The 15,356-nt window shown below is 63.9% G+C and carries 11 protein-coding genes; 1 reads left to right on the plus strand and 10 read right to left on the minus strand.

The genetic code is table 11. The features are described from left to right. Positions 1-3: 3 nt before the first annotated feature. From JL2886_RS12375 to JL2886_RS12395, 5 genes are read right to left on the minus strand one after another with little or no spacing between them, the layout of a single operon-like run. Positions 4-1,140: a glycosyltransferase family protein gene (locus JL2886_RS12375; protein ID WP_065272287.1), complete on the minus strand. Its 1,137-nt coding sequence runs from the start codon at positions 1,138-1,140 to the stop codon at positions 4-6. Next, positions 1,137-1,724: a histidine phosphatase family protein gene (locus JL2886_RS12380; protein WP_065272288.1), complete on the minus strand. Its 588-nt coding sequence runs from the start codon at positions 1,722-1,724 to the stop codon at positions 1,137-1,139. The genes JL2886_RS12375 and JL2886_RS12380 overlap by 4 nt, the downstream gene beginning before the upstream one ends. Beyond that, positions 1,721-2,809 (minus strand): glycosyltransferase family 4 protein, encoded by a 1,089-nt coding sequence (locus tag JL2886_RS12385; protein ID WP_065272289.1) that lies wholly within the window; start codon positions 2,807-2,809, stop codon positions 1,721-1,723. The genes JL2886_RS12380 and JL2886_RS12385 overlap by 4 nt, the downstream gene beginning before the upstream one ends. Beyond that, positions 2,806-4,050, minus strand: a complete 1,245-nt coding sequence (locus tag JL2886_RS12390) for a glycosyltransferase family 4 protein (RefSeq protein WP_065272290.1) — start codon at positions 4,048-4,050, stop codon at positions 2,806-2,808. The genes JL2886_RS12385 and JL2886_RS12390 overlap by 4 nt, the downstream gene beginning before the upstream one ends. Then, positions 4,047-5,273, minus strand: a complete 1,227-nt coding sequence (locus JL2886_RS12395) for a glycosyltransferase family protein (RefSeq protein ID WP_237028367.1) — start codon at positions 5,271-5,273, stop codon at positions 4,047-4,049. Before JL2886_RS12395 ends, JL2886_RS12390 begins: the two co-directional genes overlap by 4 nt. A 221-nt stretch (positions 5,274-5,494) precedes the next feature. On the opposite strand from JL2886_RS12395, the gene JL2886_RS12400 reads away from it, so the two are divergent. Next, positions 5,495-7,867 (plus strand): mechanosensitive ion channel family protein, encoded by a 2,373-nt coding sequence (locus tag JL2886_RS12400; protein ID WP_065272291.1) that lies wholly within the window; start codon positions 5,495-5,497, stop codon positions 7,865-7,867. Between the two features lie 164 nt (positions 7,868-8,031). Here the strand turns inward: JL2886_RS12400 and JL2886_RS12405 are convergent, their stop codons facing one another. The 5 genes from JL2886_RS12405 to JL2886_RS12425 are packed head-to-tail and all read right to left on the minus strand — an operon-like array spanning position 8,032 to position 15,274. Next, positions 8,032-9,378 (minus strand): CoA transferase, encoded by a 1,347-nt coding sequence (locus JL2886_RS12405; protein ID WP_065272292.1) that lies wholly within the window; start codon positions 9,376-9,378, stop codon positions 8,032-8,034. Then, positions 9,375-10,532, minus strand: coding sequence for an ABC transporter permease (locus JL2886_RS12410; RefSeq protein WP_065272293.1), 1,158 nt, complete (start codon positions 10,530-10,532; stop codon positions 9,375-9,377). The genes JL2886_RS12405 and JL2886_RS12410 overlap by 4 nt, the downstream gene beginning before the upstream one ends. Further along, entirely contained in the window at positions 10,529-11,557 is a 1,029-nt protein-coding gene (locus JL2886_RS12415) for an ABC transporter permease (protein WP_065272294.1), read from the minus strand. The genes JL2886_RS12410 and JL2886_RS12415 overlap by 4 nt, the downstream gene beginning before the upstream one ends. Beyond that, positions 11,557-13,509 carry an ABC transporter substrate-binding protein gene (locus tag JL2886_RS12420; RefSeq protein WP_065272295.1) on the minus strand — a complete coding sequence of 651 codons (1,953 nt, stop codon included), beginning with the start codon at positions 13,507-13,509 and terminating at the stop codon, positions 11,557-11,559. Before JL2886_RS12420 ends, JL2886_RS12415 begins: the two co-directional genes overlap by 1 nt. Then, on the minus strand, positions 13,502-15,274 hold the full coding sequence (locus tag JL2886_RS12425; RefSeq protein ID WP_065272296.1) for an ABC transporter ATP-binding protein: 1,773 nt from the start codon (positions 15,272-15,274) through the stop codon (positions 13,502-13,504). The genes JL2886_RS12420 and JL2886_RS12425 overlap by 8 nt, the downstream gene beginning before the upstream one ends. Between the last annotated feature and the right edge of the window lie 82 nt (positions 15,275-15,356).

Raw genomic sequence — 15,356 nt, forward strand, 5'->3', positions numbered from 1 at the left:
GGGTCATCGACGGTCTCCTGCCAGTTCGGCAGCAATCTCTACCGTTCTGGCGGCGCCGTCAAACCGGAAGCGGTCGGTGGCGCGCGGCGCCTCGGCCATCACGCCTTTCACCGCCTGTACCAGCGCGCTTGGCGTCAGATCGGCGGTCTTCAGCACGGCGATGCCACTTAGCGGTGCAAGGCTCTCGGCGCGCAGGGATTGCTCCACTTCCTTGCCCGCATCAAAGGGCACAAGAACGGCGGGGCTACCCGCCTGCAGCAGGTCCAGCGCGGTGTTGTAGCCGCACATGCTGACCGAGGCGGCGGCGTGGCACAGCATCTGACGGAAATCGGGGCGGGCGGCTTCGATGATGGCGCGGGAGGTTTTGGCAGTGAACCGCGCGATCCGTTCTGCCGCGTCGCTGCCGCCGACCAAAAGCCGCCACGTGATATCGGGCGACTGCTGCGCGGCCTCCAGCGCGGTGTCATATAGAGCATCGCCAACGCTGCCGCCGCCGGCGCTGACCAGCACCTCACCCGCGCCTGCCTGTTGGGGGTGCGGAAGGGCGGCTGGAGGCGCCACGTAACCGGTATAGCGCAGCTTGCCCGCCAGCATCTCCGAGACCGGCCAGCTGATATCCAGCCGGGTGGCGGCGGGGTCGGAATGCACCAGCACTGCATCGTAGAACTCCGCGATCACCGCGTCTGCCTCTACCGCCTTTTTGGGCTTGGAGGGCGGGGCCAGGATATCGCGGATCGAGGCCAGCACTACGGGCCGGTGCGGCAGGGCGTGGGCGGCCTTCAGCAGTGACAGAAACTCTCCCTTCAGGCTGCGGCGGCCAAAGGGGTAAAGCTCAGTGATCAGCACATCGGGCTGCATTTCGCGCAGGGCGTCGCTCAAGGCCTGTTGCCGGGCGTTGTGATAGGCGTCATCCGCCACGGTGCCCTCGGCTGTCAGAAGCCGGGTGAAATCCACCCCGTCCGAGCGCAGCGGAGGCAGTTGCACCAGATCCAGCCCCGCAAGGCTCAGCTGCGGTGCCGGAAATCCACCCGAGGCCACGCGGACCTGATGGCCTGCCGCCGCAAAGGCCCGGCCCAGCGTCAGCGCCCGTGACAGATGGCCGGTGCCCAGTAGATGGGTGACTGCGATCAGGACCCTCATTGCGGCTCTTTCGGGATCAGGCGGATGGGATCCGGCTGCGGGCGCAGGGCGTCGCCGTCGATCTCCACCACGAAGAGGCGGTTGCGTTTGATCCGGAAGGGCGCCGGACCGTCGAAGTCCCAGCCATAAGCGCGCGCCAGGATCATCCGCATGATCCCGATATGGCAGACCGCGACCGTGTCCCGGGTGAGGCGTTGCAGCCAGGGCGCGATACGTTCCCAGACCTCGGCCGGGGTCTCGCCGCCGGGGGGGCGGTAGTCCCAGCCCCAGTGCTCGATATCGCGAAAGCCGCTTTTCGGGTCGGCCTTGAGGTCGATCCCGCGCAGACCTTCCCAGTCGCCCCAGTCCATTTCAATCAGCTCGGGCGCCGTTTGGGGATCACGCCCGGCCACCAGTTTCGCGGTTTCGGCGGCGCGCAGCAGCGGGCTGGACCACAGATCCGCCGCATCCCAGGGCGCTGGCAATGCCTGCGCGGTCAGCTCGCTGCGGGCGGTATCATCCAGCGCAATATCGCTGCGGCCCTGAATGCGGCCCGCGCGGTTCCAGTCGGTATGTCCATGGCGCAAAAGGGCAAGACGGATCATGGATGGGCCTCCATCAGCGGGGCCACGGCGGCCCAGAAACGGGCGCTTGCGGCGGGGGCAAGGTGGGTTGTGGCAATCATCTGGCGCGCCTCGGCGCTGCGGCGGGTGCGCAGATCGGGATCGGTCAGCAGGGCGTTGATCTGCTCTGCCAGCGCCTCTGGCCCCTCTTCCGGTGCCGGGTATGCGGCAGGGGTGAGCACGTCGCGCATGCCGGGACGATCCTGCGCCACCACGGGCAGGCCGTGCGCCTGTGCCTCAAGATAGGCCATGCCGAAGGCCTCGTTGACGCCAGGCCAGAAGAACAGGCTGGCGCGCCCATAGGCAGCTGTCAGGCCGTCGCGATCCAGCTGTCCCAGAAACTGCACACGGTCGCCAAAGGGCGCCATCATCGCCTCGACCTCGGCCCGGGCGGGGCCATCGCCTGCGATCTCAAGCTGCCAGTCGCCCTCAAGATGGCTGAGCGTTTCCGCAATGATACGATACGACGACAGCTTGTCCCCCGCGCGCATCATGCCGACGCTGAGCATGGGACCGTCCAGCGTCGATGGCTCCGGCAGTTCGCGTTGCGGCAGGAAGGGCGGCAGATGCACCAGCGCCTGGCTGCCAAAGCGCTCGCGCTCCAGCGTGATCAGGTCGTTGGCAGTGAAATAGAAGATGGTATCGGCCGCATCGGCAGCGTCATGGGCGGCCTTGGCAAACCCGGCCCAGGGGCCCGTCAGGCGGCTGGTGGCGCGGGTGCTTTCGATCTGCACATAGGGAATGGAACGGGCGTGGGCCACGGCAGGCCCGATCAGGTCCGGTGCCTTGTAGTAGTTGTGGTAGGTTACCCAGAGATCCACGGGCGGCATCTCGTCCAGCAGGCGACGAACCTCTTGCCGGGCGGTCTCTTGCAGGTCGTTCTGCCGCTGCGCATCGCCTGTCTTGTCATAGATGCGCAGCTCGCTAACCAGATCGACGCGGGCGCCGCCTGCGGCAATCACATCCATCAGGTTGCGGGCCACTTCCCGGTCGCCCGAGGGCACCGGGCTGCGCGGCGATTTCATCGGCGCATAAAAGGCGATGTGTTTGCCGTTGCCGCTGGTCATGCGCCATTCAGCATGGCGTTGAGCCGTTCGGAAAGGCGGGCAATGCCCGGATCCATGCCAAAGTCACGGCGCAGGCGCTGGAGCGCGGCTTCGGCCATGGCGGCGGTCTTCTCTGGATCCTCGGCCATCTTGCAGATGGCGCCTGCCAGCGCTGCGGGCGCATCATCGCTGAGCAGACCATGGGTGCCGCTGTCGATGAATTCGGGGATGGCAGAGACGGGCGTCGACAGGATCGGCAGCCGCTGCGAGGCGGCTTCCATCAGCACGTTCGGCAGCCCGTCGCGGTCACCATCTGCAGCAACGCGGCTGGGCAGGACGAAGATATCGCTCTGGCGCATCGCCTCGATCACCTCGGGCTGGTCGCAGGCACCGCGCCAGGTGATGCGATCAGCAACGCCCGCGTCCTCGGCGATGCCCTGCAACAGATCGCCAAGGCCGCCACCGCCGATATGGGTCCAGTGCCAGTCCAGATCCTTGGGCAGCAGTGCCAGCGCGGCGATCAGCCGGTCAAATCCCTTTTTCTCGACCAGGCGGCCCACGGACATCAGGTACAGCGGATCGCTGGCCTTGCGCCAGATGCGCTCGGGCGGGGCGGGAAAGCGGCTGAGGTCGAGGCCGTGATAGATCAGATCGATGCGGGCGGGATCGTCCGACATCTCTTGCAGGTGTTTGGCGCCGAATGCGGTGCAGGTGGCGCCGAATGTGGCGCCGTGATCGTTGCTGGACAGTTTTTCACGGATCTCCCAGTCGGGCGAGGTCCAGATGTCCTTGGCATGGGCGGAAAAGCTCCACGGCAGGCCACGCATGATCGCCGCATAGCGCGCCACCGAGGACGGCGTGTGTAGGAAATGGGCATAAAGCCCCAGAACCGCGTCCGGCATTTCAGTGGCCAGCACGCAGGCTTGGCCAAAGCGGCGGATGCGGTTGCGGCTGGGGTCGCGGCGCAAGTCGGCGCGCCAGATCCGCCGGGCCTCGGCGTAGCCCGGCAGCTTTTGCGCCGTCTCGCGGGCGCGCCAGACGCGCTCCGGCTCCTGAAAGAGGTATTCGGGAAGGTAGTTCACCTGCGCCTGCAAGCGGTCGTGCAGCGGGTGGCGTTTGACATCGGTGGGATGGCGCAGGGACCAGATCTCGAAACTGTGGCCCGCGGCCTCCAACGCGACAAGTTCTTGCGCGATAAAGGTCTCGGACAGGCGCGGCCAGCCCTTGACCAGCACCGCAAGCGGTGGCCGGTTTGTGGTCATTCGGTTGCCTTTCGCGGCGCGTCCTGCAGCAGGGCGCTCACCCGGTGGGTGACATAATCGAGCCCGTCGAGGAACCCTTCGCCAAAAGCGGCAGAGGGGGGGTTTTGATCCTTCAACGCGTCTATCGCGCGGATCATCGCCTCGGGGGTCCAGCCATCGCGGTCTTCGTCCAGCATGGAAACAAGGCCCAGTTCCTCGGCGCGGCTGGCGCGGATCCACTGTTCCAGACGCGGCGTGGTACGGGGCACGATTACCGCAGGTTTGTCAAAGGACAGGACCTCGCAGAAGGTGTTGTAGCCGCCCATGCAAACCACGCCGCAGGCGCCTGCAAACAGCGTTTCGATCCGGCTTTCGAAACCAACGCTGGTGACGCGGCCATCCAGCGCGGCAACGCGGGCCTCAAACGCCTCGCGGGTTTCTCCGGACAGGAAGGGGCCATAGACCAGCACGGCACGCGGGCTGAGGTTTGGGTCCCGTTCATAGGCCGAAAGCACCAGATCCACCATCATCGCCCCGTCGCCACCACCGCCGGGGGTGATCAGGATATAGGGCTGTTCGGGCGGCTCACCGATCTGGCCCAGATCGCGGCGCAGGTAGCCGGTCCAGTGCATGCGGGCGCGGGCCTCGGGCGACAGATCCAGCCCCTGCGTGGGGTCATAGACCGAGCTGAGGCCATAGACCCAGATTTCGTCGTAAAACTGTTCGGTCACCGGAACCGCGTTCTTGCGTTCCCATTCGGCGGCCAGCACCTCGGGTTCGTCCAGAACATCGCGCAGGCCCAGCACCAGCTTGCAATGGCCACGGCTGCGCAGGCACTCCAGCGCGGGCATCAGCTCGCCGCGGAAACCGGTTGGCTCCTTGTCGACGATCAGCACGTCGGGATCGTATTGCTGCGCCATGGAGCGGATCAACCCGGCGCGCATCTCGGTGGTTTCCTCGATGCTCATACCCATGGTGCGCGAAGCATAGCTGCCGTCGGAGCGTTTGATCACCCCGGGCAGGCGCATGTGATCGACCCGGCTGGGAAAGGCAAACCGCCCGGCAACCGGTGAACCGGTCAGGATCAGCGCCGACGCAGAAGGATCGGCGGCGGTAATCGCCCCGGCAAGCGCCCGCGATCTGCGCAGGTGGCCCAGCCCGAAGGTGTCATGACTGTAGAGCATGACCCGGGGGCTGCGGGCGCCGTTTTCCCTGTCGGCGGTGGAGCTTGTCTGATCTTTCATTGGGTCGCCTGAACAGGTGTATTATCAGGGTGGTGCAATAGGCAGGCGCCGAAATCAAGGGCGATCGGCCTTTGCGGTCCCGATTGCGCAACAAATGGCAGCTAAAGCCCCGCGCGTCACCGCCATGTGCCAAAATCGTTCCGCTGTTGTTGCAGTAGGGCAATTGCGCCGACTGGGGGCGCTGGCTAGTCTGGTTTGAACTGTCCTGAGGATTTCAGACCATGAACTTCATTCCCATCCGGCGGCTTCTCCCGGGGTTATTTGCCCTGTTTCTTTTGTGTGCGCTGGTCATCGGGACTGCGGGCACAGGACATGCGCAGACGGCGGCTGACAACGGCGAGGATCCGATTGCCCGGGCCATCGAGCTGGCTGCCGAAAGCGGCGTTGATGTGATCATCGTCGACAGCGGCGGCGCCCGCGCGCAGGACGGGGCTGCGGAACAGGCCATCAGCGAACACGATGCCAAGATGGAAGGTGCATCGATGCTGATGAAAGCCCAGTCGGAGATGGATATCTTCCGGGCCGAATTGCGCAGTCGTTTGGAGGCGCTGCCCTATTCCATCTTTGAGATGAAATACATCCTGCGCCAGACCAGCCCCGATGGCCGGATCGCCACCTATGCGGAAATCCTGTTCTGGAGCCTCCTGTTCCTGTTTCTGGGGCGCTGGGTCACCGTTGAGCTCTACGGCAAGAGATTTGCGCTGCACCACGTGGTGGCCCGCACCAAGGAAAAGCCCGAAGGCTATCGCGAGAAAATGCCGTTTTTGTTCTTTCGCTTCCTGCTGGGCGTCGGGGGAACGATCTTTTCGATGGGGATCGCTCTGCTGGGATCCTATCTTGTGCTGGGTTCCTCAGGCAATTCGTCGGTGCGGCTGACGGTGCTGGCGATCTATACCGCCTTTTTCCTGTCCCGGACCATATCGGACCTGTGGCGCATGGTGCTGTCGCCCTACCTTAGCCAGTACCGGATACCGGCATTTTCCGACCGGGATGCCAAACGGCTTTATATCTGGGCTTCGGTGCTGGCGACCTATGATATTTCGACCCTCGTCTTTGCCGCCTGGGTCGGGGATTTCGGGCTGACTTACAACGTCTATGCCATCGTCTATGGCGGGTTGGCGCTTTTGGGGATTGTCGGCAATCTGGCGCTTGTCGCCTTTAACGCCGGGGCCATCAGCCGCGCCATCCGTGCGGGTCGCGATGCTGAGGAATGCTCCTGGCTGGTGCGGCTGCTGTCGGTGGCTTGGGCGCCTGCGGTCGTGGCCTATATCGTCTTTGGCTGGCTTCAGCTGGCCTTTGATCTGGTGCTGGAGCGGGAGATGTCGATCCCGCTGATGGCGGGCACCTATATGGTGCTGACCTCAATCCTGGTGGTCTATGGGATCATCAACTACGGGATCGAAGTCTATGCCTACAGGCGGCGTCTTCCCGCGCAAATGGTTCAGCCAGAGGACAGCGATGCGCAAGACGCCGATGGCCCTGACGGGGAGGCTGAAGAAGTAGATGAGGCGGCCGCCGCTTCGATGCGAAAGCGCCACCCGATTGCCACCTATGAGGATCTGGCGCGCAGGGTTGCCGGGGTTCTGGCCTTTGTCGGCGGGGCGCTGGCGCTGATCTACGTGTGGAACCCGGACATCGACTGGACTGACAATTCGGCCATCGACCGGATCTTTGACATCGTGGTGATCCTGTTCCTCGGCTATATCATCTACAGCGTCTCGCGGATCTGGATCGACAGCAAGATCGACGAGGAAGTCGGCGATATGCCCGAGAGCGAGCTGGGCGATGAAGGCGGCGCAGGCGGGGCCAGTCGGCTTGCCACGCTGCTGCCGCTGTTCCGGGGCGCCATTCTGGCGGTGGTCGTGGTGTCGATTGCTCTGATCCTGCTGATGCAACTGGGGATCAACGTCAGTCCGCTGTTCGCTGGTGCAGGCGTTGTCGGTCTGGCGGTGGGCTTTGGCTCACAGACGCTGGTGCGGGATATCTTTTCCGGCGCCTTCTTTCTGGTCGATGATGCCTTTCGCAAGGGTGAGTATATCGACATCGGCGACGTGAAAGGCACGGTCGAGAAGATCTCGGTCCGGTCCTTCCAGTTGCGCCACCATCTGGGCGCGCTGCACACCATTCCCTTTGGCGAAATCCGGGTGCTGACCAACTATTCCCGCGACTGGGTGATGATGAAGCTGCCCTTGCGGGTGACCTATGACACCGATGTGGAAAAGGTCCGCAAGCTGATCAAGAAACTGGGGCAGGAGCTGTTGGACGATCCGGTCATTGGCGACAATTTCATCCAGCCGCTGAAATCCCAGGGTGTCATCGAGATGCAGGATTCGGCGATGATCATCCGGGTGAAATTCATGACCAAACCGGGCGATCAGTGGCTGGTGCGCAAGAAGGTCTACGAGGAAATCCGCCAGCTGTTCGCACGTGAAGGCATCAAGTTCGCTCATCGCGAGGTCACGGTGCGCCTTGCGGAGGATCAGAACGAGAACCTGACCCCGCAGCAAAAGGAGGCGGCGGCGGGGGCCGTGCAGGCGGCGATTGATGCCGATCTTCTGGACGCCGATGAGGGCAGGGGCGGCGACGACCGATAGGTCTGTGCTGCATAAATTCTGAAATTCGCGGTGCGTGAGAACGGGGCGCTCCCGCCCCCGCGCCTGAGCGCCTCTGCGCTCCGCCTGGGGGTGGGCCGGGCGCCGTGCAGGGGCACGGCGCGGGCGGTCTGCCGTTCTTGAGGGAGATGCCAGATGGCTAAGGGTCAGCTGGTCCAGACCGGCTCGGAAGAGCCGCATTTGTCTGCAGGTAGGTCCCAGCGCATGCCGGTCTCTCCCAGCGCAAGCGGCGGTTTCAGGCGCAGACCCGGTCCCCATCCGGAATGTTCGCGGGAAGGTGCATAATCCTGCGCCTCGGCCTGGGTGATGGAGGGGCCACCCTGCGATGGGCGCAGGCTGGCAAGCAGCTCGGCGGTGCGGGCCAGGGACAGCCGTGCCTGCGGGGTTTTACCGGTCTCGGTGGCCCGGCTGAGGGCGGAAATCACCGCCGCAGCCAGAAGATAGCCGGTGGCGTGATCCAGTGCTTGCACCGGCAGCGGGGTCGGTTTCTCTGCGCCTGCCCAGATCCGGCCTGCATCGGCGATGCCCGCACTCATCTGTACCAGACTGTCAAAGCCGCGGCGGCGCACCCAGGGGCCGGTCCAGCCATAGGCGTTGAGCGTTGACTCAATCCGGTTTGGGGCGATCCGGTCGCGGGTTGCCTGATCATAGCCAAGACCTGCAAGGGCGCCGGGGCGGTAGCCGTGCACCAGCACATCGGCTTTGGCCAACAGCGTCTCGAAACGGCGCCGGTCCGGGTCCTTGCGCAGATCGAGCATGGCCATGCGCTTGCCCAGCGAAATATCCGGTATCACCCCCGGCTCATCCCAGCCGGGCGGGTCGATCCGCAGCACCTCGGCGCCAAATCCGGCCAGCGTCCGGGTGGCAATCGGCCCGGCCAGGACCCGGGTCAGATCCAGCACCTTCAGTCCGGCCAGCGGCCGTGCCTCGCTTGCTTCAGGACGCGCACGCGGAGAGACGTCGCGGGGGGCGGTCCATTGTACCAACGGTTCCGAGCCGACTGCCTGTCCCTGCGGGTGCGACAGCCACAGCTCGCGGCTGCGCATGGTGGCCGACACGCCTCCGGCAGCGACGATCTCGCGCTCCAGCAGGTCGCCGTCCCATTTGCTGACGGCCGTGCGCACCGCCTCGGGCGTGCCTTCGCAGCCGAGCACCTGAAGCGCGGCGGCGCGGTGATGGGGCAGGTTGGTGTGCAGGCGGATCCAGCCATCGGCGCAGGGATAGTCCCCGGCAATCGGATCCCAAAGCGATGGCATCTCCCAGCCTGCGGGGCGAAAACTGTAGCCGAACCACAGCGCCGCCAAACGCTGATCCACGGTGACTTCGGGCGCGCGGGGCGCAAGACCTGCCACCTTCATGTAGCGGGCCAGTTCCACGCCGACGGCAGCAACAGAGGCAGTGGCTAGCCCGGTCACCGCAAAGGCACTGGGCCTGTGCCCGCTGCCAGTGATGGCATAGCTTGCGGGATCGGGAAGGGCGGCAAGCAGGGTCATTGTTGATAGGGGTCCAGACTGTCGCGCAAGCCGTCACCAAGGAAGTTGAAGGCCAGCACTACCACCACGATGGGCAGCATGGGAATGGCGGTCCACCAGTAGATCTCGATATTGGCGAGGTTCTGCGCATCGTTCAGCATCACGCCCCAACTGACCGCAGGCGCGCGCAGACCCAGGCCCAGAAAGGAAAGCGCGGTTTCGCCCAGGATCATCGCCGGGATCGACAGGGTTGCCGAGGCGATGAGGTGGCTCATGAAATTCGGCAAGAGATGCTTGCGGATCACCCGGCCCGATGTGGCGCCCATCATTTCGGCGGCGCGCACGTATTCCTCTTCGCGCAAGGACAGGAACTTGGCCCGCACCGAGCGCGCAAGGCCGGGCCAGTCCAATATGCCAAGGATCACCGAGATGATGAAGAAGACCGCCACCGGAGACCAGTTCGAGGGCACGGCTGCTGAGAGCGCAAGCCACAGAGGCAGCTCCGGCAGGCTGCGCAGGATCTCGATCACCCGGTTGATCACCCAGTCGATCCGGCCACCGAAATAGCCCGCAATAGAGCCGAAAAAGATGCCTAGAACGAAGGAGACCGTGATCCCGATCAGACCGACGGTCAGCGACAGCTGCGCGCCATAAAGGATGCGGCTGAAGACATCGCGGCCCAGCCGGTCCGAGCCCCAAAGGAACAGCGGCACATCGGCGCCGGGCGCGCAGACCAGATGGGTGTCGGCCGGGATCAGCCCGGCGATATCGTAGGAGCTGCCTTCGCAGAAGAATTTCAGCCGCAGCGGGTTGTCCAGATCCGGTTTGAACTCCCACTGGAAGGTTTCCAGGTTCGCCTCAGAGGTCATCGGGTAGATGAAGGGGCCGAGGAACTCGCCCTCGTGGAAGAGATTAATCTCCTGCGGCGGCGCATAGAGATGCTCGCTGTGACGTTCGTTCGGGCCATAGGGCGCGACAAAGCCGACAAAGGGCAGCATCAGATAGCAGAACAGCAGGAAGGCACCGGAGATCAGGCCCAACCGGTGCGTCTTGAACTTGCGCCAGATCAGCACCCAGTTCGGGGCATCCAGATCCTTGCGCTCCAGCTCGCGCAGGGACTGTTCGGCATCATAGGGGGCATCGTCGACATAGCGACCGTCAGGCAGCTTGCTCATGCGTCACGCCCCTCATAGCGGATGCGCGGATCCAGAAGGACCAGCAGCACGTCCGAAATCATCGTGCCGATCAGGGTCAGCAGGGCGACGAACATCAGAATGAAGGCCGACAGGAACATGTCCTGCGATTTCAGCGCCTGCAGCAGATCCGGCCCGATGGTCTGCAGTCCCAGAACCACCGAAACCAGAACCGATCCCGACACCATTGAGGGCAGCAGGTTGCCGATGTCTGCAACAAAGGGATTGAAGGCCACCCGCAGCGGATATTTCGCCAGCATCCGCGATGGCGCCATGCCCTTGGCAATCGCGGTTTCCACATAGGGTTTGCCCAGTTCGTCCAGCATATTGGCGCGCAACCGCTGCATCATCGCCGAAGCGCCCGAGGTGCCGATGACAAAGGTTGGAACGATCAGGTGAATGAGGATCGATTTCACCTTGTCCCAGCTCATCGGTTCACCCTCGTAGATGGGATCCATCAGCCCGCCGATGGGCAGGTCGAACCAGCGATGGCCGTAGTAGAACAGGATCAGCGCCAGGAGGAAGTTCGGCGTCGCCAGACCGAGGTAACCGACAAAGGCCGAGGTGTAATCCACCCAGGTGCGCGAGCGCGCCGCGGCCAGAACTCCCAGCGGGAGGGCCACCATATAGACAAAGAGAACCGCTGCGAGATTGACGAGAACCGTCAGCCACAGGCTGTCACCGACGATTTCGGCCACCGGGCGGTCGAATTCAAAGGACCAGCCGAAATTGCCCTGAATGAGGCCTGAGAAGCCGTGCGGGCCTGGCATGAAGCCAGCCCAGATGAAATACTGCTGCCACATGGGCTTATCGAGCGCGTATTCCGTGCGCAGGAACTCTGCCTTGGCCACGCCTGCGGTCTGACCGCTGGCACGCAGCTCGGCGATCTGGTTGGACAGATAATCGCCGGGTGGCAGGTTGATGATCACGAAGATCAGCACCGACACCACCCAAAGCGTCAGCAGCATGGTGCCGAAGCGGTATATGGCGTAGCGCAGGATTTCCATCAGCCCTGACCATCCTCGAAGAAGAACTCATCCATGCGGTGGACGCCAAAATGAGCGCCGGGGTCCCAGGCCCAGATGCCGCGTTCTGGCACGTTGCGCAGGCGGTTTGATACCACCACGGGCTGCGGCGCCTCGGCCACAAGGCCAATGCCGTAGACCTGCTCGGAATGGATTTTCAGCATTTCTTTCCAGGCGGCGACCCGCTCCGCTTCGGTGGTGGCGATCCGCCAGTCATGTGCCAGCTCCATCAGGCGCTGGGCGGGTTCCATATCGGGCGCTTCGCCGACCTCTCCGCCGGTCTGGTAATATTGCCCCCATTTCGGCCAGGCCAGAAAGACCTGATCGGTTGGCGCCAGATAGGCGGGCGAGGTATAGGGCTGCGGCAGGCCGTTGTCCCAGCCGTACCAGACCGAGGCCGCAGTGGTGCCTGAGAACACCCGGTTGCGCAGGATGTCGCGATCGAGCGGACGCATCACCAGCTTGACCCCCACGTCGCGCCAATCATCGGTGATGATCTGCAGGGCGTTTTCGACTTCCTGCCGCTCTCCGGCGGTTTCCACGATCAGCTCCATCGGACGCCCGTCGGGCAGTTGGCGGATGCCATAGCCATCCTTTTCGGTCAGCCCGGCCTCATCCAGCAGCTGATTGGCCAGATCGGGATCGAACTGCGCCCAGGCTTCGCGCAGGGCGGGATCGAAGAAGGGGCTTTTTTCCAGCACGGTCATGGCGCCGGGCTTGGCCAGTTTGAAATAGAGCGATTTGTTGATGGCGGCGCGGTTGATGGCGACCGACAGGGCGCGGCGCACCCGGACATCGCGCAGCAGTTTGCGCCAGACAGGATCGTTTACGTTGAGGTTCGGATAGATCGCGATCTGCGAGGCGGTGCCGGTGCCCCAGAGGAAGGTCCTGTAGTTGCCGCCGTCGGCTTCGCCCTTGCGCAGGATCGGAATGTCGCGAAAACCCAGACCACGCGCCTGAAGGTCTGCCTCTCCGGCGTTGGCTTTGGCAGCCACCAGCCCGCCCGAGACGATCTCCATTTCCACCGTGTCGATATAGGGCAGCTGTACGCCCTTGGCATCGATCCGGTGGTAATAGGGGTTGCGCACGAACAAGTGGCGGATCTTCTTGCCCGCCGTCGCGTTCATCCACGGCTGCAGGGTGGGCAGCTCGTGATTGTCGAACTTGTACATATTGTCGTATTTGTTGTGCAGCGCCGCCCAGCTTTTGACGCGGGCGTAATCCACTTCCTCGGCCAGTTTGGCCGGGTCGGCGTAATCGGCGTGGAACTGCTTCAGATAGGCTGAGGGCCGGTAGATGAAGGGCGGGCGCGCCTGCGCCAGATGGTGCAAAAAGCTGGGGTTCGGGTTCTGCCATTCAAAGACGACGGTGGTCTCATCTGGGAATGTGACCTCGGGCAGCTCACCCTCGGCACGCAGAAATTCCGGCGGCCCGGCCGGGCTCAGCAGCGGATTGTTGGCAATGTCCTTCCACCAGTATTCGAAATCCGCCGAGGTGAAGGGAGACCCGTCAGACCAGCGGTGCCCGGGGCGCAAGTGCAAGGTAAAGCGCTTGTTGTCCTCTTCCTCATAGCCCAGCAGGATATCCGATTGCAGTTTGTAATCCGCGTCATAGCCGACCAGCCGCGCGTAGCCATAGACCACCATCTGGCGGATGTCTTTCGACCGGGTCACCATGGTGTTGAGCGCACCGCCCTGCACGCCAAAGGCACGGCCCTTGGCCTCCAGATTGACCACAAGCGGCGCATCCGGCAGGCGCTCTGCCGCCTTGGGCAGGTTGCCAGAGGCGACCTCCTGATCCCAGAAGGCGCTTTCCTGCGGGGTGGGCAGCGTGCCTGCCAGCGCGGCGAGCGGTGCCAGCAGTGCGGCCAGCGCGATGGCCAGTACGGGTTTCAGGGCGGTTCGTTTTGTCGCGGGTTTCGGGGCGTTATACATGGCAACGTACCTTATGTCCGGGTTCCAGGATGACCAGAGGCGGGGCCTCGGCTCCTGTGAATCTGAAATGTTCGGGCCAGCTGTCCGGCGCGCCGGCGCCTTGCGAAACCAGATCCAGATTGATCGGGCGCCCGATATCGGGTTCCGGCTGCGCTGCGATCAGCGCCTTGGTGTAGGGGTGCTGCGGGTTGTGGAACAGCGTCTGCGGTGGAGCCTGCTCGACGATCAGCCCGCGCCGCATCACCGCGACCTCATCGGCGATCCGCGCCACCACCGCCAGATCGTGGCTGATAAAGAGATAGGACAGCCCTTGCTGTTCCTGAATGTTTTCCAAGAGCCGTAGGATCTGTTCCTGCACCGACACATCCAGAGCCGAGGTCGGCTCGTCGCAGACGATCAGCGAGGGGTCGAGCATCAGCGCACGGGCAATCGACAGGCGCTGGCGCTGGCCGCCGGAAAAGGCATGCGGATAGCGTTGCAGCATCTCGGGGCCAAGGCCGACGGTCTTCAGCATCTTTGCTGCCTTGTCGCGGCGGTCGGCGGGGGTGCCGATACCGTGGATCTCTAGTGGCTCGGTCATGGTGTCCGCGATGCGCATGCGCGGGCTGAGCGAGGAATAGGGATCCTGAAACACCATCTGCGCCTCGCGCTGAAACGCGGTGCGGGCGGCGCGGTCCATCTGTTGAACCTTGACGATCTCGCCATCCGGATCGGGGCGGAACAGAACCTCGCCGCCGGGATCCGGCGGTTCGGCGCCAAGCGCGATGCGGGCGGCGGTGGTCTTGCCAGAGCCGCTTTCGCCGACGATGGCCAGCGTCTTGCCGCGTGGCAGTTTCAGATCGACGCCGCGACAGGCGTGTATAAGAGTGGGGGCAGCCCAGCCCTTTCCGGCGCGCAGGGTGTAGGTCTTGGACACCGATTTCAGCTCAAGGATCAGATCTTCCTTGGGCTCTGGCGGCACAGCCTGCGTGGCGGCGGGGATTTTGGGCGCGGCGTTGATCAGCGCCCGGGTATATGCATGCGCGGGTGCCGAAAGGATCGGTGCAGCAGGACCAGCTTCCATTACCCGGCCCTTGTGCATGACCACCACCTCTTCGGCCATATTGGCAACGACACCCAGATCGTGGGTCACAAGGATCATCGCCATGCCGGTGTCGCGCTGCAATTCCTTCATCAGGCCCAAAACCTGTGCCTGCGTTGTCACGTCCAGCGCCGTGGTCGGCTCATCCGCGATCAGAAGATCGGGTTTTGCCACCATCGCCATGGCAATCATCGCCCGCTGGCGCATGCCCCCGGACAGCTCAAAGGGGTACGAGTCATAGGTGCGTTGCGGCTCGGGAAAACCGACCCGTTCGAAACACTCCAGAACTTCCTTGCGGGCGGCGGCTTCGCTTTTGCCTTCGTGCAGCCATAAAACTTCGGAGACCTGGTTGCCGATCCGGTGCAACGGCGACAAAGAGCGCATCGGCTCCTGAAAGATCATCGCGATCCGGTTGCCGCGCACATCCCGCATGCGCCGTTCGCCAAGGCGGCTCAGCTCCAGCGGCGCGTCGCCGCCGTGGAGGGTGATGCGGCCAGAACGGATCTGGGCGGCACGTGGCAGAATGCGCAGCACGGCGCGGCAGGTGATCGTCTTGCCGGAACCACTTTCCCCGACCAGCGCCAGGGTGCCGCCGGGGGCAACGTCAAAACTAACATCGCGCACGACAGCTTCATCCCGGCCAAAGCCGATGCTGAGGCCCTCGACTGACAACAGCGGCGCCATTCAGTTCAACCCGTCTGAGGTCCGGTGATGTCTCTTCATGATCTTCCCGTTTCCCTGTTTTTTCCCCCACCATCGCGCGGCC

Origin of the sequence: Phaeobacter gallaeciensis, from assembly GCF_001678945.1 — a bacterium.
GTDB lineage: Bacteria > Pseudomonadota > Alphaproteobacteria > Rhodobacterales > Rhodobacteraceae > Phycobacter > Phycobacter gallaeciensis_A.